Genomic DNA, 19,757 nt, shown 5'->3' on the forward strand with positions numbered 1-19,757 from the left:
CAGTATCTTGTTGGTGCCGATACGGCCGATAGCTCTCCCGCACGACTCATTCCGAATCTGGAGCAGGCATGGCCGGTATTCTCGACACTGTCGATCAACGCACCCAACTGGTAGGCGAGAACCGCCTGGAAATCCTGGTCTTCCGTCTCGCCGGGCGGCAGCAGTTCGCGATCAACGTGTTCAAGGTGCAGGAAGTCCTGCAGCTGCCGCGCCTGACGCTGATCCCGCAGCGCCACCCGATGATCTGCGGGGTGATCAACCTGCGCGGCCAGACGCTGCCGGTGATCGACCTGTCGCGCGCCATCGGCATGCGCGCGCTGACCCCGGATGCCAACAGCACCATCATCGTTACCGAGTACAACCGCTCGGTGCAGGCGTTCCTGGTGGGCGGGGTGGAGCGCATCCTCAACCTCAACTGGGAGTCAATCCAGCCGCCGCCCGGTGGCGCCGGCCGCCAGCACTACCTGACCGCGATCACCAAGGTGGAAGACCGCCTGGTGGAGATCATCGACGTGGAGAAGGTGCTCGCGGAGATCGTGCCGATGAACACCCGTGTCTCCAGCGACCGCCTGGACGACACGCTGCTCAGCCAGACCCGTGGCCGCGAAGTGCTGGTGGTGGACGACTCCAGTGTCGCCATCTCCCAGCTGCGCGATACCCTTGGCCAGCTCGGTCTGCGCCTGCATGTGGCGACCGACGGCCTGCGCGCGCTGCAGCAGCTCAAGCGCTGGGCCGATGAAGGCCTGGACATGGAAGAGAAGCTGCTGATGATCTTCACCGACGCCGAGATGCCTGAAATGGACGGCTACCGGCTGACTACCGAGATCCGCAACGACCCGCGCCTGCGTGACCTCTACGTGGTGCTGCACACCTCGCTGTCGGGCAGCTTCAACGACGCCATGGTGAAGAAAGTCGGCTGCGACGACTTCCTCTCCAAGTTCCAGCCGGACCAGCTGGTGGAGGTGGTACGCCGCCGCCTGCAGAAAGTTCCCGCCTAGCTCCGATCTCCCTGTAGGAGCGAGCCTGCTCGCGAACCGCTTGACGCCGATGCCTCAGACGAAAGGCGTTTGCAAGCAGGAACCAGGCGATACCTGGTTCCTGCGCGGTTGCTGCCATTGCTAGACGTTGGCTCCACACCGTATAAGGTCGCTTTCGCCTGCACGAAAGGAAGCCTCCGATGTACAGCCTCAGCGAGCTCTACCGCTACCCGGTCAAATCCACTGCCTACGAGCCCCTGGAGTCCGTCCGCCTGGACGCCCTGGGCCTGGAAGGGGATCGACGCTGGATGGTGGTCGACTCCGCCAATGGGCGCTTCCTCACCCAGCGCCTGCTGCCGCAGATGGGCCGTATCGAGGCGCGCTGGCAGGACGATTTCCAGGCATTGCGCCTGCGTGCACCGGGCATGGACGACCTGCTGGTGCAAGTGCCGGGGCGCGATGACAACCTGCGCGGCGTGCTGATCTGGCGCGACATGCTGCAGGTGCCGGATGCCGGCGATGCCGCCGCGCAGTGGCTGAGCGCATTCCTCGAGCGTGATGTGCGCCTGGTGCAGATGCCCGAGCAGCGTGCGCGGCAGGTGGACACCGCCTACGCCGAGCCCGGCGAGCACGTGCACTTCGCCGATGGCTTCCCCCTGCTGCTGATCGGCCAGGGCTCGCTGGACGACCTGTCGACGAAGGTTGGCCGCCCGCTGGAGATGCTGCGCTTCCGCCCGAACCTGGTGGTAACTGGCGCCGAACCGTTTGCGGAAGACGGCTGGAAGCGCATCCGCATCGGCGACGTCACCTTCAAGGTGGCCAAGCCCTGCGCGCGCTGCATCCTCACCACCATCGACCCACATACTGGCGAGCGCGACGCCGCCCGTGAACCGCTGGCCACGCTACTGGGTTATCGCAACGTCAATGGCGAGGCGCTGTTCGGCGAGAACCTGATCGCCCTGAACAGCGGAACACTGCGCGTGGGTATGGAAGTAGAAGTTCTGGAATAGGGCGCATAGTCACATCACGCGTAGGGTTGCGCGCCTGGCCCCAACGTGCAGGAGCGAGCTTGCTCGCGAATCCGCCTGCCGCTTGTGCCGCCGGAAACTTTTCGCGAGCAAGCTCGCTCCTGCAGGTAACCGCAGGGCGAACAACCTTCACGGTTGTTCGCCGTCAGCGCCTTACAGCTTGCTGTCGACGCAACCGGTGCTCTGACACTCGCGCTCACGCTCGCGCAGCACGGCCAGACGCTCGTTGGTCTTGTCCACTGCGCACTGCAGGTTGACGAAGTAACCGCCGTCGCGCTCGTAGCTGCACTGGGCGTCGCGGTCCTTGATCCAGGCGATCTGGCTCTTCTTCAGCGCGGCCTTCTGGCCGTCGTTGAGCATCTTGCGCAGGGTGCCGAATTCATTGTTCAGCTCGCGGTCTACCTGGGCGTACTCGGTGCTCAGGCAATACACGCTGTCGAAGGCGTTGCGCGGCTTCTCGCAGGCGGCGAGGGCGAGGTCGGCGCTGAGCAGGCCTGCGGCAAGGATGGAGAGGGAGAGAACGGTCTTGCGCATGGAAATTTCCTTTTTTCCTTGAGGGAATGAAAACCGCCCGGCGGGTGCCGGGCGGTAGGTGGATCAGAGCTCGTCGAAGAAGCGTTCGTGCCAGTCGACGATGGGTTGTGGCGCATTGAGCTTCTGTCCGTAGATCACCGCGTAGGACAGCACGTTCTGCACGTAGGAACGGGTCTCGTCGAACGGAATGGTCTCCACCCATACGTCGAAGGCCAGGTGGCGCGCATCCTTCAGCCATTGCCTTACGCGTCCGGGGCCGGCGTTGTAGGCGGCGGTGGCGAGCACGCGGTTGCCGTTGAACTGGCCGTGAACCTGGCTCAGGTAGGCGGCGCCGAGCTGGATGTTCACATCCGGCACTATCAGTTGCTGCGGCGAGGCCAGCGGGATGCCGAACTTGCGCGAGGTTTCCTTGGCGGTGGCCGGCATCAGTTGCATCAGGCCGGTGGCACCGACGCCAGAGCGCGCATCGGACATGAAGGCGCTTTCCTGGCGGGTAATGGCGAACACCCAGCTGGAATGCAGGCCGCGGTTGCGCGCCTCGCGCACCAGCGTGTTGCGGTAGGCCATGGGGAAGCGGATATCCAGGTCATCCCAGTACTTGGCCTGGCTGATGGCGCGGATCGCCGGGAAGTACCACTGCATGTCGTAGGCGATCTTGGCCTGGGCCAGCAATTCGTCGTGACTCAGGTGACGGGCGGCGTGGTACCACTCGCGGCGGGCGTTGATGATCTCGCCGCGGGCGTAGAACTCCAGCGCGCGGCGGGTGCTCGGCGCATTGCGCACCCGCTGCATCGTCCCGGCATCCGGCGATACCGGCCGGTTGTTCAGTTGGTACGGTGCGTTGATCCGGTCGGCAGCGAGGAAGCCATAGAAGTCACGCTCGTCGGCCACCGGCTTGTACAGGCTGACGGCTTGCTTGTTCTGCGGCTGCGCCAGTTGCAGCGAACGTGCTTGCCAGTACTTCCAGCGGTTGGTCTCGGCCAGCGACGGCGGCAGCGCGCGGGTCAGTTCGTAGGCTTCTTCCCAGCGGCCCAGGCGCAGCAGCAGGCGCAGGCGCCATTCGGTGACAGTGTCGTCGCGCAGCTGCGGGTCGTACTTGACCATCATCGGCAGGGCGCGCGGATCGTAGCGGCGCGCCAGGCTCAGGCCGATCTCGCGGGCGATGGAGACCTTCTCGTCGCTGGAGAAGGGCAGCACCGAACTGTAGTAGTCCAGCAGGGTGATGGCTTTTTCCGGGTCCTGCTTGGCCAGGCGGCGCAGGCCGAGGCCGACGACGTCGGCGGTGGCGTGGTCGCGGGCGCTGAAGCGGGTGGTCTGGCTCAGCTGCGCGGGGTTCTGCGCCACGTTGACCATCAGTGCGCCCTGGCTGCCGAGGGTCGGCAAGCGTTTGGAGAGCACGGTGGCGAGGCTGTAGTTGCCTTTCTCGGCGGCCAGCTTCAGGCGCTTCCAGACCTTCTCCTCGGTGAGCTGGCCATCGGCCTGCCACATGGCGAAGGTAGTGTCGCAGGCGTCGGGCTGCGGCTTGCCGACCAGCCAGAGCTTCTCGGCGGTGGCATAGCCCTCGGCCTTGTTGCCATGGCCGAGCTGATACTGGCCGTAGAGACAGTCCAGTTCGGTGAAGTTCATCTTCGGGTCGTAATAACGGACGAAGGTGTTCCAGTCGCCCTGATCGGCCAGCTGGCGCATCCAGCGCAGCTTCAGCCAGTTGATCTGCGGCAGGTCGCCGTGCTGCTCGATGAAGCGCTCGATCTCGGCGTTGCTGGCGCTTCTCAGACGGCTGGTCAGCTCGTCATAGGCCAGGTACGGCTGCAGCGGATAATCGGCCAATGCCGACTGGTAGCGGAAATACGGGCCGCTGTCATTGCGCGCCAGTGCCTTCTGCGCCTCGTCGTACATCTGGCGCTGCTGGGGCAGGGACGCTGCATTGGCTGTCGAAGCGGACAGGCTGAGGATCAGGCAGGAGAACAGTGAGAAAAGGCGACCGCGCATGGCTCTTCCGGGAAGATGATCGGTGGGCGCTGGATGACGCGCGCCCGCTGCCCTGTAGCTTAGCCTGTTGCGCGAGGGCGGCGAAAGCGCCACCACAGATGCATCGCGCGAAGGCGGACGCCTGTCTCGCCGCGCGAGTTTGCGCGCGACCCTCTGACTTTTCCGCGCTTTCCCTTAAACTGCGCGCCCTGTTTGTGGAGATACCCAATGACCCTGCTCAAGTTCACCGACGTGTCCCTCGCCTTTGGCACCACTCCGCTGCTGGATAAGGTGTCCTGGCAGATCGCCCGGGGTGAGCGGGTGTGCGTCATTGGCCGCAACGGTACCGGCAAGTCGAGCATGCTCAAGCTGGTCAAGGGCGAGCAGAAGCCCGACGACGGCGACATCTGGCGCGCCCCGGCGCTGAAGATCGGCGAGCTGCCGCAGGAGTTGCCGCGCGCCGACGACCGCACCGTCTACGACGTGGTCGCTGAAGGTCTGGCCGAGGTGGGCGAGCTGCTGGCGCGCTATCACCACCTGAGCATGCACATCGAAAGCGAAGAGGACCTGAACAAGCTGGCGCGCGTCCAGCAGGAGCTGGAGGCCCGCGACGGCTGGCGCCTGGGGCAACTGGTGGACACCACGCTGACGCGCCTGCAACTGCCGGCCGACAAGACCCTCGCCGAGCTCTCCGGTGGCTGGCGTCGCCGCGTGCTGCTGGCCCAGGCGCTGGTGGCCGAGCCCGACCTGCTGCTGCTGGACGAGCCGACCAACCACCTGGACATCGGTGCCATCGCCTGGCTGGAAAATGCCCTGGCCGACTTCCCCGGCGCCGTGCTGTTCATCACCCACGACCGTGCCTTCCTGCAGGCCGTGGCCACCCGTATCCTCGAACTGGATCGCGGCCACCTGATCGACTGGAACGGCGACTACGCCAGCTTCCTCGTGCATAAAGAGCAGGAATTGGCTGCGGAAGAGGCAGCCAACGCACTGTTCGACAAGCGCCTGGCCCAGGAGGAAGTGTGGATTCGCCAGGGCATCAAGGCCCGTCGTACCCGCAACGAAGGCCGTGTGCGAGCGCTGAAGGCGATGCGCAACGAGCGTGCCGATCGCCGTGAGCGCCAGGGCAAGGCAAGTTTCCAGCTGGAGACTGCGGAAAAGTCCGGCAAGCAGGTCATCGTCGTCGAGAACGCTGGCTTCGCTCACCCGGGCGGCCCGGCGCTGATTCGTGATTTCTCCCTGGTGCTGCAGCGCGGCGACCGCATCGGCCTGCTGGGCGCCAACGGTACCGGCAAGACCACCCTGCTCAAGCTGTTGCTGGGCGACCTGCAGCCGACTTCCGGCAGCGTCAAGGAAGGCACCCGACTGGAAGTGGCTTATTTCGACCAGTTGCGTCACCAGTTGGAGCCGGAAAAGACCGTCATCGACAACATTGCCGAAGGTCGCGAATTCATCACGATCAACGGGCAGAATCGCCACGTCCTCAGCTACCTGGGCGACTTCCTGTTCTCCCCGCAGCGCGCCCGTACTCCGGTGAAGGCGCTCTCCGGTGGCGAGCGGGCACGCCTGTTGCTGGCGAAGCTGTTCAGCAAGCCGGCCAACCTGCTGGTGCTGGACGAACCGACCAACGACCTGGACGTGGAAACCCTGGAACTGCTCGAAGAAGTGCTGCTGACCTTCGACGGTACCGTACTGATGGTCAGCCACGATCGGGCCTTCCTCGACAACGTGGTCACCAGCACCCTGGTGTTCGAAGGTGAAGGTCGCGTGCGCGAATTCGTCGGCGGTTACCAAGACTGGCTGCGCCAGGGCGGCTCGCCCAAGTTGCTCGGTGTAGGTGAAGAGAAGAGTGACAAGCCCGCTGCTGCCGCCGTTGTCGAGCAGCCGGTGGCAGCGGTTGGTACGCCGGTCGATGCCGCGCCGAAGAAGAAACTCAGTTACAAATTGCAGCGCGAGCTGGAAGCCATCCCCGGGCAGATCGAGGCCCTGGAGGGCGAGATGGCAGCGTTGCAGGAAGAAACCGCGTCGCCGGATTTCTACCAGCGCCCGCAGGGCGAAACCCAGGCCGCCCTGGCGCGCCTGAGCTCCCTGCAGGAAGAGCTGGACCGGCTGATCGAGCGCTGGGCCGAACTGGAAGAATAATCCGGTCGGTCCGGCGATGTGCCCGTGCATATCGCTGATCAAAGACTGCTAGGAATGGCCGAATGGCAATCGAGTACCGCATCACCCTGGATGATGAGCACGAGTTCAGTTATCGCATCGAACTGGAGCGTCAGTACGACGCGCAGATCGCCGCCCAGGCGCCGCGCTGGACGCGCCTGGACTACAACCGTTGCAGCAACTGCCCGCTGAACCCGGCGCAGCACAGCCACTGCCCCGCAGCAGTGGACCTGCACCGGGTGATCGAGGATTTCCGTGGTTTGCCGGCGTTCAAGAAAGTGTCGGTGCAGGTGCGTACGCCGGAGCGCGAATACGTCAAGCATGCCGGTCTGGAAGAGGGCTTGCGGGCGCTGCTCGGCGTGATCATGGCGACCAGCGCCTGCCCGCTATTGGGCCGGCTCAAGCCGATGGCGCAGCAGCACCTGCCGTTCGCCAGTAACCAGGAGTTCATCCTGCGCGCGGTGTCGCTCTACCTGATGCGGCAGTACTTCAATTTCCGCGAAGGGCGGCATGCGGATTGGGAGCTGAAGGGGCTGGTGAAGCAGTTCCAGCAATTGCAGCTGGTCAACCAGGCGTTCTGGCAGCGCATTCATGAGACCTGCGACGGTGACTCGAACCTGAAGGCCTTCCTCAGCTTCTTCTCCATGGCGTCGAGCATGAGCTATTCGCTTGAGGCGCAGTTGCAGAAGGTGCGCCCGCTGTTGATGAGCGGGGACATGCTCGGGGCCTGAAACGAAGCGGGCCCCGCAGGGCCCGCTGCCTCACTCGAGTTGGCTCAGCTGGTTTTCTGCAGGCGCACGGCGAGAACGTCGCAAGGCGCACCGTGCAGCACGTCGTTGGCGGTGGAGCCCAGCAGCAGGGCGAGGCCGTGGCGGCCGTGGCTGCCGACGACGATCAGGTCGCAGTCCTGCTCATCGGCGAGGCGGTGGATTTCCTGGCGCGGCTGGCCGTAGACCAGGTGGCATTGGGAGCTGGTGATTTCGGCGTAGGTGAGGGTGAACTGGTGTAGGCGTTCCTTGGCCTGGTCGAACTGCTGCTGTTGCAGCATCGATAGGTCCATCGGCACGTCGCCACCGAAGGCCATGGCCATGGGCTCGACCACATGCACCGCCGAGAGCCGGGCATCATTGGCCTTGGCCAGCGCGACCGCCCGCTTCATCACCGGGTCGCATTCTTCGGTGAGGTCGACGGCGACCAGAATGTGTTGGTAGGGCATGAGCGTCTCCTCCGGGGGACTCGATAATTATCAGTATGGCCCTAACGGCCGTGCTTGACCTGTTTGACCGGTATACCCGATATGACCACGTGGATGGTAATTCTTCTTATCGCATTGGTGCTCAGCCCCCTGACCTGGCTGATTCCTTCGCGCGGCCAGCGCGGGCAGATGGACTTGCGCCTGCAGGCGCGGCGCCTGGGCCTGGCCATGCAGATGGCGCAGCAGGACTGGCCGCACTGGCTGGAACGGCAGCCGCCGCGCCAGTGCGCCCAGTACCACCGCGCGCGCGGCAGGAACCGCGATGCCTGGTGCTACTGGCAGAGCGAGCCGGGTGTCTGGCTGGACCGCTGGCGCGAGGCGAGCGCCCCGGCTGAGCTGGCCCAGGCGCTGGCCAGCCTGCCGAAGGATGTCTACATGGTCGAGGCCACGCCCCAGTTCCTGGCGCTGTACTGGGGCGAGCGGGGCGACAGCAGCGATCTTGAGCGTGTCGCGACCTTCCTCAAGCAGCATGCCTGAAGCGATCAGCTCTGCTGCGCGGCATAAAGGCCGGAGACCTTCTCCAGGTCTTCAATGATGCGGTCGGAGTACTTGTTGATCAGGAACGGCACGCTGTTCTGGTTGTAGTTCTGCAGCGATTTTTCGATGTAGCGCCACTTGATCGCCACGCCGCGCAGCTCCTGGCCGATCTCCGGAGTGGTCTGTGGCGCCTGCTGCAGCTTCACCAGGTTGATCGCGAAGCGGTTGGCGAGGTCGTCCAGCGGGCGTTCCTCGCCGCCGCCGAAGAAGCTGGCGCCCACCGAGGCATTGCGCGAGGCGTAATCCACCGCGATGTCCTGCATCAGCAGGCTCTGCTCACGGGTCTGCTGGGTCAGCGGCGGGACCTTGCTGCCGCTTTCTTCCTGAATCTTCGCGTAGAGCTGCTCGGCGGTGTCCAGCAGCTTGCGGTTCTGTGCGGCGAGGTCGGCCACCGGTTGCAGGTCGGTGTAGCCGCTCTTGTCCAGTGCGCCAGTGAGGGTGTGCAACTGAGCCGCGTAGGCTTTCCATTCATCCTGCAGCTCGCTTCTGAGTTTCTTCGATTCGTTGCCGGGCATTTCCCCCAGCTTGCCCAGGGCGTCAGTCGCGCTCTGCGACGAGGCGTCGACCATCTTGGCGTACTTCTGGTCGCCTTCCATCGCGTTGAACATGAAGAAATCGCCAAGGCTGCGCTGGGCGGCCAGGCGCGTCTGGTGGACATTGAGCAGGTCGCTGGCGGTGTCGGCGGCAGCGATGAGGGGCAGGGCGGTGAGCGCGAGCGCGGACAGCAGACGCACGAGCGGACGGCTGGACATCGTTCCAACTCCTTGGAGCCATGGGCTTCTTGTTGTTTTGTTTTGCACAGGTTCCAGGCGTCCGCCAGCGTTGGCAGGAGGCAGATCGCCATTGCGCCCGACTCTAGCGCGGGCCATGGGGTTTGAACAGTGGCTGTCGGGACGGTGGTGCCAGGTAGCAATTGTCATGATAGGCGTGATGAATGGGGTATCAGGACTGCGCTGAATGCTCCGGCCCAGACGCCCCGGCCGCTTTGCGACTGTTACGTCTCGCCGATTGACAAGCATTGGCTTTTGCTAGAAGGTGGGCGCACCCAAATCAAACGGGCGTATGAATCGAGCGTTTGCCCTGCGCAGCGACTCGATCAGAACGCCCCGGCTATCGCGTCGGCGGGTGTGCCGCAAGCTTTGGGACTATCCTCGGCGACTGCCGGGCCGTCCCGATACACGGTGTCCGACGTGTGATTTCAAGCTTCCCTAGCGTGGAGATCAGTTGATGATTTACCAAGGTAAAGCCATCACGGTTAAGGCTCTTGAGAGCGGCATCGTCGAACTGAATTTCGACCTCAAGGGCGAGTCCGTCAACAAGTTCAACCGACTCACCCTGAATGAACTGCGCCAAGCAGTCGATACCATCAAGGCCGATGCGTCCGTCAAGGGCGTGATCGTGACCAGCGGCAAAGGCGTGTTCATCGTCGGCGCCGACATCACCGAGTTCGTCGACAACTTCAAGCTGCCTGACGAAGAGCTGCTGGCCGGCAACCTCGAAGCCAACAAGATCTTCAGCGACTTCGAAGACCTCAACGTTCCGACCGTAGCCGCGATCAATGGCATCGCTCTGGGCGGCGGTCTGGAAATGTGCCTGGCGGCCGACTTCCGTGTCATGAGCGCCACCGCCAAGGTCGGCCTGCCGGAAGTGAAGCTGGGTATCTACCCAGGCTTCGGCGGCACCGTTCGCCTGCCGCGCATCATCGGCTGCGACAACGCGGTCGAGTGGATTGCCTCGGGCAAGGAAAACAAGGCTGAAGACGCGCTGAAAGTCGGCGCCGTCGATGCCGTCGTGGCTCCCGAGCAGCTGCAAGCCGCCGCTCTGGACCTGGTCAAGCGCGCCATCGCCGGCGAGCTGGACCACAAGGCCCGCCGTCAGCCGAAGCTGGAAAAGCTCAAGCTGAACGCCATCGAGCAGATGATGGCCTTCGAGACCGCAAAGGGCTTCGTTGCTGGCCAGGCCGGCCCGAACTACCCGGCTCCGGTCGAAGCGATCAAGTCGATCCAGAAAGCCGCCAACTTCGGTCGTGACAAAGCGCTGGAAATCGAAGCCCAGGGCTTCGTGAAACTGGCCAAGACCTCGGTTGCGCAGAGCCTGATCGGCCTGTTCCTGAACGACCAGGACCTGAAGAAGAAGGCCAAGCAGTACGACGAGATCGCCAAGGACGTGAAACTGGCTGCCGTACTGGGCGCCGGCATCATGGGTGGCGGCATCGCCTACCAGTCCGCTTCCAAGGGCACTCCGATCCTGATGAAGGATATCCGCGAAGAGGGTATCCAGATGGGTCTGAACGAGGCCTCGAAGCTGCTGGGCAAGCGCGTCGAGAAAGGCCGCATGACGCCGGCGAAAATGGCCGAGGCACTGAACGCCATTCGCCCGACCATGTCCTACGGCGACTTCGGCAACGTCGACATCGTCGTCGAAGCCGTGGTCGAGAATCCGAAGGTCAAGCAGATCGTTCTGGCTGAAGTTGAAGGCGTAGTGAAGGAAGATGCGATCCTCGCGTCGAACACCTCCACCATCTCCATCAACCTGCTGGCCAAGGCGCTCAAGCGTCCGGAAAACTTCGTCGGCATGCACTTCTTCAACCCGGTGCACATGATGCCGCTGGTAGAAGTCATCCGTGGCGAGAAGTCCAGCGACGTCGCCGTCGCCACCACCGTGGCCTACGCCAAGAAGATGGGCAAGAACCCCATCGTGGTGAATGACTGCCCCGGCTTCCTGGTCAACCGCGTGCTGTTCCCGTACTTCGGCGGCTTCTCCAAGCTGCTGGGCTTCGGTGTGGACTTCGTGCGTATCGACAAGATCATGGAGAAGTTCGGCTGGCCCATGGGCCCGGCCTATCTGTCCGACGTGGTCGGCATCGATACCGGCCACCATGGCCGTGACGTGATGGCTGAAGGCTTCCCGGACCGCATGGCCGTGGAAGGCAAGACTGCCGTCGACGTGATGTACGACGCCAACCGCCTGGGCCAGAAGAACGGCAAGGGCTTCTACGCCTACGAGACCGACAAGCGCGGCAAGCCGAAGAAAGTCACCGACCCGCAGGCGTATGAGCTGCTGAAGTCCATCGTCACCGAACAGCGCGAGCTGAGCGACGAGGACATCATCAACTACATGATGATCCCGCTGTGCCTGGAAACCGTGCGCTGCCTGGAAGACGGCATCGTCGAGACCGCTGCCGAGGCCGACATGGGCCTGATCTACGGCATCGGCTTCCCTCCCTTCCGTGGCGGTGCCCTGCGTTACATCGACTCCATCGGTGTGGCCGAATTCGTCGCACTGGCCGACAAGTACGCCGACCTGGGTGCGCTGTACCACCCGACCGCGAAGCTGCGTGAAATGGCCAAGAACGGCCAGAAGTTCTTCGGTTGAGTGCGCAACGAATAGAGCGAGAGTGAATTTATGAGCCTGAATCCGAGAGACGCCGTCATTGTCGACTTCGGCCGCACCCCGATGGGCCGTTCGAAGGGTGGCATGCACCGCAACACCCGCGCGGAGAACATGTCCGCGCACCTGATCAGCAAGCTGCTGGAGCGCAACCCGAAGATCGACCCGGCGGAAGTCGAGGACGTGATCTGGGGCTGCGTGAACCAGACCCTGGAGCAGGGCTGGAACATCGCGCGCATGGCGTCGCTGATGACCCAGATCCCGCACACCAGCGCCGGCCAGACCGTCAGCCGCCTGTGCGGTTCGTCCATGAGCGCCCTGCACACCGCCGTGCAGGCGATCCAGACCGGCAACGGTGACGTCTTCGTCATCGGTGGCGTGGAGCACATGGGCCACGTCGGCATGATGCACGGCGTCGATCCGAACCCGCACATGTCCCTGTACGCCGCCAAGGCGTCGGGCATGATGGGCCTGACCGCCGAGATGCTGGGCAAGATGCACGGCATCACCCGCGAGGCGCAGGACAAGTTCGGCGTGCGTTCGCACCAGCTGGCCTGGAAAGCGACCCAGGAAGGCAAGTTCAAAGACGAAATCATCCCGATGGAAGGCTACGACGAGAACGGCTTCCTGAAGATCTTCGACTTCGACGAAACCATCCGTCCGGAAACCACCCTGGAAAGCCTGGCCGCCCTGAAGCCGGCCTTCAACCCCAAGGGCGGCACCGTGACCGCGGGTACTTCCTCGCAGATCACCGACGGCGCTTCCTGCATGATCGTCATGAGCGCCCAGCGCGCCCAGGACCTGGGTGTACAGCCGATGGCCGTGGTTCGCGCCATGGCCGTGGCGGGCGTTGATCCGGCGATCATGGGCTACGGCCCGGTTCCGTCGACCAACAAGGCGCTCAAGCGCGCCGGCCTGACCATCAACGACATCGACTTCTTCGAGCTCAACGAAGCCTTCGCCGCACAGGCCCTGCCGGTGCTGAAGGACCTCAAGATCCTCGACAAGATGGAAGAGAAGGTCAACCTGCACGGCGGCGCCATCGCCCTGGGTCACCCGTTCGGCTGCTCTGGTGCGCGTATCTCCGGCACCCTGCTGAACGTGATGAGGCAGAACAGTGGCACCCTGGGCGTGTCCACCATGTGCGTGGGCCTCGGTCAGGGCATCACCACCGTCTTCGAACGCGTCTAAGCTTTCGTTGATGGGAGAGCCGGGGCCTTGTGCCCCGGCTTTCGTTTTTGTCGGGTGGGGATTGCCCGGCGGCCGCGCAATCAGCACAATCGCCGCCTTTTGGCCGGCGGAGGGAGAACCGACATGCACTTGCAGCCCGGATTGTATCGACACTACAAGGGACAGCAGTACCGCGTGCTCGGCGTCGCCCGGCATTCGGAGACCGAGGAAGACCTGGTGATCTACCAGGCGCTTTACGGCGAATTCGGTCTCTGGGTACGCCCGCTGAGCATGTTCACCGAGGCGGTGGAAGTGAATGGCGAGAAGGTTCCGCGATTCGCTCTGATCAGCGCCGAAGATGATCCGTTGGGTCTCCAGACCGGCCCGTCCGGCGAAACCCAAGCTTGACCTTGGCGCGACCGCCACTATATATAGCGGTGCCGCTCCAAGCGCCTCCCTCCTTGTAAATTCATCTTTTCGACGCAGGAATCTTCCGATCCATGGGTAAATCGCTGGTCATCGTGGAATCACCGGCCAAGGCCAAGACCATCAACAAGTACCTGGGCAACCAGTACGTGGTGAAGTCGAGCATCGGCCACATCCGCGACCTGCCCACCAGCGGCTCGTCCGCGTCGAAGGAGCCTGCGGCGAAAGCGCGCAAGACCGCTTCCGAAGCGCCGGCCCTGTCGCCGAAGGAGAAGGCCAAGCGCCAGCTCGTCACCCGCATGGGCGTCGACCCGGAGCACGGCTGGAAGGCCAAGTACGAGATCCTGCCCGGCAAGGAAAAGGTGATCGAGGAACTGCGCCGCCTGGCCAAGGACGCCGACACCATCTATCTCGCAACCGACTTGGACCGCGAAGGGGAGGCCATTGCCTGGCACCTGCGCGAGGCTATCGGTGGCGACGACTCGCGCTACAAGCGCGTGGTCTTCAACGAAATCACCAAGAAGGCCATCCAGGAGGCCTTCTCCCAGCCCGGCGAGCTGGATATCAATCGCGTGAATGCCCAGCAGGCGCGCCGCTTCCTCGATCGCGTGGTGGGCTACATGGTCTCCCCGCTGCTGTGGGCGAAGATCGCTCGTGGCCTGTCCGCCGGCCGTGTGCAGTCGGTGGCGGTGAAGCTGGTTGTGGAGCGCGAGCGCGAGATCCGCGCCTTCGTCCCGGAAGAGTACTGGGAAGTGCATGCCGACCTCGGCACGCCGAAGAACGACAAGGTTCGCTTCGAAGTGGTGCGCGAGAAGGGCGAAGCCTTCAAGCCGCTCAATGAAGCACAGGCCATGGCTGCCCTGGAGAAGCTCAAGGCTTCCAGCTACAGCATCGCCAAGCGCGAGGACAAGCCGACCTCCAGCAAGCCCTCGGCACCGTTCATCACTTCCACCCTGCAGCAAGCCGCGAGCAATCGCCTGGGCTTCGGTGTGAAGAAGACCATGATGATGGCCCAGCGTCTCTACGAAGCCGGCTACATCACCTATATGCGTACCGACTCGACCAACCTGTCGGCCGACGCCATCGATATGGTGCGCGGCTTCATCGACAGCGAGTTCGGCAAGAAATACCTGCCGGCCAAGCCGAACTTCTACTCCAGCAAGGAAGGCGCCCAGGAAGCGCACGAAGCGATTCGTCCTTCCGACGTCAACCTGCGTCCGACCCAGCTGTCGGGCATGGAGCGCGACGCCGAGCGCCTGTACGACCTGATCTGGCGCCAGTTCGTGGCCTGCCAGATGCCGCCGGCCGAGTACCTGTCCACCACCGTCAGCGCCGCTGCCGGTGATTTCGAGCTGCGTGCCAAGGGCCGCATCCTCAAGTTCGATGGCTACACCAAGGTGCTGCCGCAGCAGAGCAAGCCGGGCGAGGACGACGTCCTGCCGGTCATGAACCAGGGCGACGCGATGAAGCTGCTCAAGCTCGACCCGAGCCAGCACTTCACCAAGCCTCCGGCACGCTTCTCCGAAGCCAGCCTGGTCAAGGAGCTGGAAAAGCGCGGCATCGGTCGCCCGTCCACCTACGCTGCGATCATCTCCACCATCCAGGAGCGCGGCTACGTCACTACCCACAACCGCCGCTTTTACGCGGAAAAGATGGGCGACATCGTCACCGACCGTCTCAACGAGAGCTTCTCCAATCTGATGGACTACGGCTTCACCGCCGGCATGGAAGAGAACCTCGATGACGTGGCCCAGGGCGAGCGCGACTGGAAAAATGTGCTGGACGAATTCTACGGCGACTTCCGCAAGAAGCTCGACCTGGCCGAAGCCTCCAACGACGGCATGCGCGCCAACCAGCCGACTCTGACCGACATCCCCTGCCGCGAGTGCGGCCGGCCGATGATGATCCGTACTGCCTCCACCGGCGTGTTCCTCGGCTGCTCCGGCTACAGCCTGCCGCCGAAAGAGCGCTGCAAGGCGACCGTGAACCTGATTCCGGGCGACGAGATCGCCGCGGATGACGAGGGCGAATCCGAGTCCCGCGTGCTGCGTGGCAAGCATCGCTGCCCGATCTGCAGCACCGCGATGGATGCCTATCTGGTCGACGAGAAGCGCAAGCTGCACATCTGTGGTAACAACCCGGATTGCGCCGGCTACGAGATCGAAGAGGGGCAGTACCGCATCAAGGGTTACGAAGGCCCGAGCCTTGAATGCGACAAGTGCGGCAGCGAGATGCAGCTCAAGACCGGCCGCTTCGGCAAGTTCTTCGGTTGCACCAACCCGACCTGCAAGAACACCCGCAAGCTGCTGAAGAATGGCGAGCCTGCACCGCCGAAGATGGACGCCATTCGCATGCCGGAACTCAAGTGCGAGAAGGTGGACGACATCTACGTACTGCGTGACGGCGCTTCCGGCCTGTTCCTGGCCGCCAGCCAGTTCCCGAAGAACCGCGAGACCCGTGCTCCGCTGGTGGCCGAACTGCTGCCGCACAAGGACGAGCTGGATCCGAAGTACCACTTCCTGCTCGCCGCGCCGGCAAAAGACCCGGATGGCCGCCCGGCGGTGATCCGCTTCAGCCGCAAGACCAAGGAGCAGTACGTGCAGTCCGAAGTCGACGGCAAGCCCACCGGCTGGCGTGCTTTCTTCGACGGCGGCAAGTGGAAGGTCGAAGACAAGCGCTGATGGAAGGCGCGCCCCGCTGAGGCGGGGCGTGCTTATACTGCCGAAGTCGACTGCAGAGGGCCCGGTCATGGCGAACGAACTCTATACCCGCACCAACCAGAAGCTGTTCTTCGCCGGCCTTGCCCTGGAAGCCTGGCGCAGCGCCGAAACGGCGCGTGCGATGAATGCCCAGGCGCGCATTCAGGCCGAGCGCGAATCGGCGCTGTTCCATCTCTATGGTGCCGTGCTGGGCGTGGCCCATGAGATCGCCGGCTACTACCGCCTGCCCCAGGCCGGTGCGCCGCGCGTCGATATGCTGCTGAATGCCGAGGTGCTGGCCGCCGCTCCAAGCCCGGAGCTGGCCGAAATGGTCGAGCTGGCGCAATCGCCCGAAGCCTGGCTGGGTTGCCTGCTGGCCGCCTATGCTGCGCTGTTCCAGCCCCCGAGCGAGCCGAAGAAAGCCAAGGTCGATCCGACCCAACCGCTGATCCAGGCAGTGAATGTCGACGACGAGACGCCGCACGAACTGGGCAATGAAGAGCTGGAAGCCTGGCGCAGAGCCCTGAAGGATCTGGTGCTGCGTTTCCGCGCTTCGCTCACCGAGCTCTGATTCCCGCTTCACACTGTGCCGGCCTTCTGGTCGGCCGATGCGCGCTTTGGCTAGGGCGTAGTGGGTGTGGCTGTTACACTACGCGTTCTGCTGTGGAGAACTTCGCTATGCCAACCTCATTTCTGGAAATTGTCGAGCTGCCTGACGGGCGCATTGTGCTGCGTCGCGCGGACGAGGAGGAGGCGCTGGTGACCCTGGAGTTCTCCGCCGATGCCAAGGGCTTCCTGCAGGGCCAGCACATCGAGATCGCCAAGGCGATGTTCAATGTCGGTGTGCAGATGGCTGGTCGTCTCGCCGAAGGTGGCGACATGGGCATGGACGACGAAGGTCCGCGCGTCCTGCACTGAGTTCTGCCGCCTCACCGCGCTCGCGGTGAGGCTTCTTGTTCAGTTCATCCCAGACGAATATTCAGGCTCTGCGCCTGGCCGGCAACGGCAGCGCGGGAAAGCTGCCTGCGCGCGTTTTCGCTGAGATTCAGCCAGCTCACCACAGTGTGGCTGTTGCCCAGGCGTAGCGCTTCGCAGGCCAGGGCCTGTGCTGCAGCTTGGTCGCGGGCGGGCAGCAGGAGGATGCGTTCGCGGTTCAGGCCGGCCTTGCGCAGCCAGTCCGGCGTCAGGCTGGAGGGTGGGGCGATCAGTGTCAGCCAGCGGGAATCGCTTTCCTCGCTGAGTCCACGGAGCATCGGCGCCAGCAGCGTCAGGCACTGGCCGGGTAGTCCGCGCAGGGCAATCTCGCTGAAGGCGCTATCGTCGGCAACCGGTTCGGCCTCCAGCAGTTCAGGGAGCAGGGGAGCAGTACCGCTCGCCCAGAGTGCTTCCTGGAACAGCGGGAGTTGCGGCAGGTTCTGTGGCTGCGGGTACTGCATGGTTGTCTCCTGTTCAGCGACGGATCACGCCGACGCTCAAGCCTTCGATGACCAGTTCCTGTTCCTTGAGGTCCACCTCGATGGGGGCGAACTCCGGGTTCTCGGCGAGCAGCCAGACCTTGCTGCCTTCGCGCTTGAAGCGCTTCACCGTGACCTCTTCACCCAGGCGAGCGACCACGATCTGGCCGTTGCGCGCCTCGCGAGTGACGTGCACGGCGAGCAGGTCGCCGTCCATGATGCCGACGTCCTTCATGCTCTGGCCGCGTACGCGCAGCAGGTAGTCCGCCGGCGGATTGAAGAAGGTGGGGTTGATCCGGCAGGTGTCGTCGACGTTCTGCTCGGCGAGGATCGGCGCGCCGGCAGCGACGCGGCCGATGATCGGCAGTTCGTCGTCATTGGCAGCGGCCTTGGGCTCGAAGCCGGGGATGCGGATGCCGCGGGAGGCGCCCGGGGTCATCTCGATGGCGCCTTTGCGGGCGAGGGCTTTCAGGTGCTCCTCGGCGGCGTTGGGCGACTTGAAGCCGAGTTCCTGGGCGATCTCCGCGCGGGTGGGCGGATAGCCGTTGGCTTCCAGGCAGCGTTTGATGAAGGCGAGGATCTCGGCTTGGCGCGGCGTGAGCTTCAGCATGTCCATACTCTGGCTTTTTATACAGTGCCTGGAATTATATACAGTGATGGCGGGCTGGCAATGCTTTTATTGGGCGAGGCTGTTGGTGGAACGTTCGTGCATGTAACCTTTGGACGCTGGCAGGCGTCTTGCTGTACATAGGTCTCTCGTCGCATTGCCATGATATTGGTAACAATCCATCGCACTTTGCTTGACAATAGAAGACGCTGAAACGTATGTTTCAAACAAGTGTTTGTCAGGCGGAGTAGCCATGGCCCAGTCGGAAACCGTCGAACGCATCCTGGATGCTGCGGAACAGCTGTTCGCGGAGAAAGGCTTCGCCGAAACCTCCTTGCGTCTGATCACCAGCAAGGCGGGGGTGAACCTCGCGGCGGTGAACTACCACTTCGGCTCGAAGAAGGCGCTGATCCAGGCGGTCTTCTCGCGCTTCCTCGGCCCGTTCTGCGCCAGTCTCGAGAAGGAGCTGGATCGCCGTCAGGCCAAGCCCGATGCGCCGCGTGCCACGCTGGAAGAGCTGCTTGAACTGCTCGTGGTCCAGGCCATGGCCGTCAAGCCGCGCAGCGGCAATGACCTGTCCATCTTCATGCGCCTGCTGGGCCTGGCGTTCAGCCAGAGCCAGGGGCACCTGCGCAAGTACCTCGAAGAGGTCTATGGCAAGGTGTTCCGCCGCTACATGCTGCTGGTGAACGAGTCCGCGCCGCGTCTGCCGCCGCTGGAACTCTTCTGGCGCGTGCACTTCATGCTGGGTACTGCGGTGTTCAGCATGTCCGGCATCAAGGCGTTGCGCGCCATGGCCGAGAACGATTTCGGGGTGAATACTTCGATCGAGCAGGTGATGCGTCTGATGGTGCCGTTCCTGGCCGCCGGGATGCGCGCCGACAGCGGCGTCAGCGATCCTTCGCTGGCTGGCGCCCAGCTCAAGCCGCGCACCAAATCCAGCAGCGCGCCGGCACCCGCCAAGGTTTGATCCAGGGCCCGGCCTTGCGCTGGGCTGTATCGGCCTGATCGGCTACAGTAGCCGGCCATGGCTGATCTCGATCTTCTGCATATCTCCCTTGCTGACCAGATGCTCTACGGCTTTGCCGCGGGGCACCTTGTCGTGCGTTTTCCTGTATCCAGCGCCGCCAACGGCGGGGGCGAATGCAACGGTTCCGGCTGCACGCCGCGCGGCTTGCACCAGATTCGCGCGCGCATCGGCGAGGGGCTGCCCAAAGGTGCGGTGCTGAAAGGGCGCCGCTGGACTGGCGAGACCTGGACGGCCGCTCTTCACGATGAGTTTCCCGGCCGTGACTGGATCCTCTCGCGAATTCTCTGGCTCAGTGGCTGCGAGCCGGGGCGCAACCGGTTGGGCAAGATCGATACCTTCCGCCGCTACATCTACCTGCACGGTACGCCGGACTGCGAGCCCATGGGCACGCCGCTGTCCCATGGCTGTATCCGCCTGCGCAACGACGACCTGCTGGAACTCTTTCCCAGGGTTCCCCTCCATTGCCGGGTCCGAATCGAAGAGGCCGCCTGTCCCGAGTGGCGCGTGGCGCACTTGAATTGA

General features: G+C 63.8%; 19 protein-coding genes. 13 read left to right on the forward strand and 6 right to left on the reverse strand.

The genetic code is table 11. The annotated features are described in order from the left end of the window. Positions 1 to 68: 68 nt before the first annotated feature. Positions 69 to 998: a chemotaxis protein CheV gene (locus A6723_RS20560; RefSeq protein ID WP_024766843.1), complete on the forward strand. Its 930-nt coding sequence runs from the start codon at positions 69 to 71 to the stop codon at positions 996 to 998. A gap of 179 nt (positions 999 to 1,177) precedes the next feature. Then, entirely contained in the window at positions 1,178 to 1,987 is an 810-nt protein-coding gene (locus A6723_RS20565) for an MOSC domain-containing protein (protein ID WP_054910446.1), read from the forward strand. 171 nt (positions 1,988 to 2,158) lie between these two features. Here the strand turns inward: A6723_RS20565 and A6723_RS20570 are convergent, their stop codons facing one another. Beyond that, positions 2,159 to 2,539 carry a lysozyme inhibitor LprI family protein gene (locus tag A6723_RS20570; protein WP_054910445.1) on the reverse strand — a complete coding sequence of 127 codons (381 nt, stop codon included), beginning with the start codon at positions 2,537 to 2,539 and terminating at the stop codon, positions 2,159 to 2,161. Between the two features lie 63 nt (positions 2,540 to 2,602). Further along, complete coding sequence (locus A6723_RS20575; RefSeq protein ID WP_054910444.1) at positions 2,603 to 4,528, reverse strand: transglycosylase SLT domain-containing protein; 1,926 nt, start codon at positions 4,526 to 4,528, stop codon at positions 2,603 to 2,605. Between the two features lie 207 nt (positions 4,529 to 4,735). On the opposite strand from A6723_RS20575, the gene A6723_RS20580 reads away from it, so the two are divergent. Further along, on the forward strand, positions 4,736 to 6,649 hold the full coding sequence (locus A6723_RS20580) for an ATP-binding cassette domain-containing protein (protein ID WP_054910443.1): 1,914 nt from the start codon (positions 4,736 to 4,738) through the stop codon (positions 6,647 to 6,649). 62 nt (positions 6,650 to 6,711) lie between these two features. Beyond that, positions 6,712 to 7,398, forward strand: coding sequence for a hypothetical protein (locus A6723_RS20585; protein ID WP_054910442.1), 687 nt, complete (start codon positions 6,712 to 6,714; stop codon positions 7,396 to 7,398). A gap of 44 nt (positions 7,399 to 7,442) precedes the next feature. On the opposite strand, the gene A6723_RS20590 is transcribed toward A6723_RS20585, so the two are convergent. Then, the gene (locus A6723_RS20590) at positions 7,443 to 7,883 is read right to left on the reverse strand and encodes a universal stress protein (protein WP_024766849.1); all 441 of its coding nucleotides are present in this window, start codon (positions 7,881 to 7,883) and stop codon (positions 7,443 to 7,445) included. A gap of 81 nt (positions 7,884 to 7,964) precedes the next feature. Here A6723_RS20590 and A6723_RS20595 point away from each other — a divergent pair, with 81 nt between their 5' ends. Further along, complete coding sequence (locus tag A6723_RS20595; RefSeq protein WP_054910441.1) at positions 7,965 to 8,399, forward strand: hypothetical protein; 435 nt, start codon at positions 7,965 to 7,967, stop codon at positions 8,397 to 8,399. Between the two features lie 5 nt (positions 8,400 to 8,404). On the opposite strand, the gene A6723_RS20600 is transcribed toward A6723_RS20595, so the two are convergent. Further along, complete coding sequence (locus tag A6723_RS20600; protein WP_054910440.1) at positions 8,405 to 9,211, reverse strand: hypothetical protein; 807 nt, start codon at positions 9,209 to 9,211, stop codon at positions 8,405 to 8,407. 475 nt (positions 9,212 to 9,686) lie between these two features. On the opposite strand from A6723_RS20600, the gene fadB reads away from it, so the two are divergent. From fadB to A6723_RS20630, 6 genes are all read left to right on the forward strand, one after another. Further along, positions 9,687 to 11,834 carry a fatty acid oxidation complex subunit alpha FadB gene (gene fadB / locus A6723_RS20605; RefSeq protein WP_024766852.1) on the forward strand — a complete coding sequence of 716 codons (2,148 nt, stop codon included), beginning with the start codon at positions 9,687 to 9,689 and terminating at the stop codon, positions 11,832 to 11,834. Between the two features lie 30 nt (positions 11,835 to 11,864). After that, positions 11,865 to 13,040: an acetyl-CoA C-acyltransferase FadA gene (gene fadA / locus A6723_RS20610; protein WP_054910439.1), complete on the forward strand. Its 1,176-nt coding sequence runs from the start codon at positions 11,865 to 11,867 to the stop codon at positions 13,038 to 13,040. A 123-nt stretch (positions 13,041 to 13,163) separates the two neighbouring features. Further along, on the forward strand, positions 13,164 to 13,427 hold the full coding sequence (locus A6723_RS20615; RefSeq protein WP_054910438.1) for a DUF1653 domain-containing protein: 264 nt from the start codon (positions 13,164 to 13,166) through the stop codon (positions 13,425 to 13,427). 92 nt (positions 13,428 to 13,519) lie between these two features. Beyond that, complete coding sequence (gene topA, locus A6723_RS20620; protein ID WP_054910437.1) at positions 13,520 to 16,126, forward strand: type I DNA topoisomerase; 2,607 nt, start codon at positions 13,520 to 13,522, stop codon at positions 16,124 to 16,126. A 67-nt stretch (positions 16,127 to 16,193) separates the two neighbouring features. Then, positions 16,194 to 16,715: a DUF6586 family protein gene (locus A6723_RS20625; protein ID WP_054910436.1), complete on the forward strand. Its 522-nt coding sequence runs from the start codon at positions 16,194 to 16,196 to the stop codon at positions 16,713 to 16,715. Positions 16,716 to 16,822: 107 nt separating this feature from the next. Next, the gene (locus A6723_RS20630) at positions 16,823 to 17,062 is read left to right on the forward strand and encodes a hypothetical protein (protein WP_024766857.1); all 240 of its coding nucleotides are present in this window, start codon (positions 16,823 to 16,825) and stop codon (positions 17,060 to 17,062) included. A 44-nt stretch (positions 17,063 to 17,106) separates the two neighbouring features. On the opposite strand, the gene sulA is transcribed toward A6723_RS20630, so the two are convergent. Further along, on the reverse strand, positions 17,107 to 17,580 hold the full coding sequence (sulA, locus tag A6723_RS20635) for an SOS-induced cell division inhibitor SulA (RefSeq protein ID WP_054910435.1): 474 nt from the start codon (positions 17,578 to 17,580) through the stop codon (positions 17,107 to 17,109). Between the two features lie 13 nt (positions 17,581 to 17,593). Further along, complete coding sequence (lexA, locus tag A6723_RS20640; protein WP_026079098.1) at positions 17,594 to 18,208, reverse strand: transcriptional repressor LexA; 615 nt, start codon at positions 18,206 to 18,208, stop codon at positions 17,594 to 17,596. 250 nt (positions 18,209 to 18,458) lie between these two features. Between lexA and A6723_RS20645 the strand changes: the two genes are divergently transcribed. Both A6723_RS20645 and A6723_RS20650 read left to right on the forward strand, forming a co-directional pair. After that, the gene (locus A6723_RS20645; RefSeq protein WP_054910434.1) at positions 18,459 to 19,175 is read left to right on the forward strand and encodes a TetR/AcrR family transcriptional regulator; all 717 of its coding nucleotides are present in this window, start codon (positions 18,459 to 18,461) and stop codon (positions 19,173 to 19,175) included. Positions 19,176 to 19,232: 57 nt separating this feature from the next. Further along, the gene (locus tag A6723_RS20650; RefSeq protein ID WP_054910433.1) at positions 19,233 to 19,757 is read left to right on the forward strand and encodes a L,D-transpeptidase; all 525 of its coding nucleotides are present in this window, start codon (positions 19,233 to 19,235) and stop codon (positions 19,755 to 19,757) included.

The organism is Pseudomonas sp. AU11447, assembly GCF_001672555.2.
Lineage (GTDB): Bacteria > Pseudomonadota > Gammaproteobacteria > Pseudomonadales > Pseudomonadaceae > Pseudomonas > Pseudomonas nitroreducens.

Excerpts from the sequence above, each read along its gene's own strand:
- A6723_RS20645 (WP_054910434.1), top strand. The coding sequence starts at position 18,459 with ATGGCCCAGTCGGAAACCGTCGAACGCATCCTGGATGCTGCGGAACAG.
- A6723_RS20570 (WP_054910445.1), bottom strand. The coding sequence starts at position 2,539 with ATGCGCAAGACCGTTCTCTCCCTCTCCATCCTTGCCGCAGGCCTGCTC.
- A6723_RS20630 (WP_024766857.1), top strand. The coding sequence starts at position 16,823 with ATGCCAACCTCATTTCTGGAAATTGTCGAGCTGCCTGACGGGCGCATT.
- A6723_RS20615 (WP_054910438.1), top strand. The coding sequence starts at position 13,164 with ATGCACTTGCAGCCCGGATTGTATCGACACTACAAGGGACAGCAGTAC.
- A6723_RS20575 (WP_054910444.1), bottom strand. The coding sequence starts at position 4,528 with ATGCGCGGTCGCCTTTTCTCACTGTTCTCCTGCCTGATCCTCAGCCTG.
- A6723_RS20650 (WP_054910433.1), top strand. The coding sequence starts at position 19,233 with ATGGCTGATCTCGATCTTCTGCATATCTCCCTTGCTGACCAGATGCTC.
- A6723_RS20595 (WP_054910441.1), top strand. The coding sequence starts at position 7,965 with ATGACCACGTGGATGGTAATTCTTCTTATCGCATTGGTGCTCAGCCCC.
- topA (WP_054910437.1), top strand. The coding sequence starts at position 13,520 with ATGGGTAAATCGCTGGTCATCGTGGAATCACCGGCCAAGGCCAAGACC.
- A6723_RS20585 (WP_054910442.1), top strand. The coding sequence starts at position 6,712 with ATGGCAATCGAGTACCGCATCACCCTGGATGATGAGCACGAGTTCAGT.
- A6723_RS20565 (WP_054910446.1), top strand. The coding sequence starts at position 1,178 with ATGTACAGCCTCAGCGAGCTCTACCGCTACCCGGTCAAATCCACTGCC.
- A6723_RS20590 (WP_024766849.1), bottom strand. The coding sequence starts at position 7,883 with ATGCCCTACCAACACATTCTGGTCGCCGTCGACCTCACCGAAGAATGC.
- A6723_RS20560 (WP_024766843.1), top strand. The coding sequence starts at position 69 with ATGGCCGGTATTCTCGACACTGTCGATCAACGCACCCAACTGGTAGGC.
- lexA (WP_026079098.1), bottom strand. The coding sequence starts at position 18,208 with ATGCTGAAGCTCACGCCGCGCCAAGCCGAGATCCTCGCCTTCATCAAA.
- fadB (WP_024766852.1), top strand. The coding sequence starts at position 9,687 with ATGATTTACCAAGGTAAAGCCATCACGGTTAAGGCTCTTGAGAGCGGC.
- fadA (WP_054910439.1), top strand. The coding sequence starts at position 11,865 with ATGAGCCTGAATCCGAGAGACGCCGTCATTGTCGACTTCGGCCGCACC.
- sulA (WP_054910435.1), bottom strand. The coding sequence starts at position 17,580 with ATGCAGTACCCGCAGCCACAGAACCTGCCGCAACTCCCGCTGTTCCAG.
- A6723_RS20600 (WP_054910440.1), bottom strand. The coding sequence starts at position 9,211 with ATGTCCAGCCGTCCGCTCGTGCGTCTGCTGTCCGCGCTCGCGCTCACC.
- A6723_RS20580 (WP_054910443.1), top strand. The coding sequence starts at position 4,736 with ATGACCCTGCTCAAGTTCACCGACGTGTCCCTCGCCTTTGGCACCACT.
- A6723_RS20625 (WP_054910436.1), top strand. The coding sequence starts at position 16,194 with ATGGCGAACGAACTCTATACCCGCACCAACCAGAAGCTGTTCTTCGCC.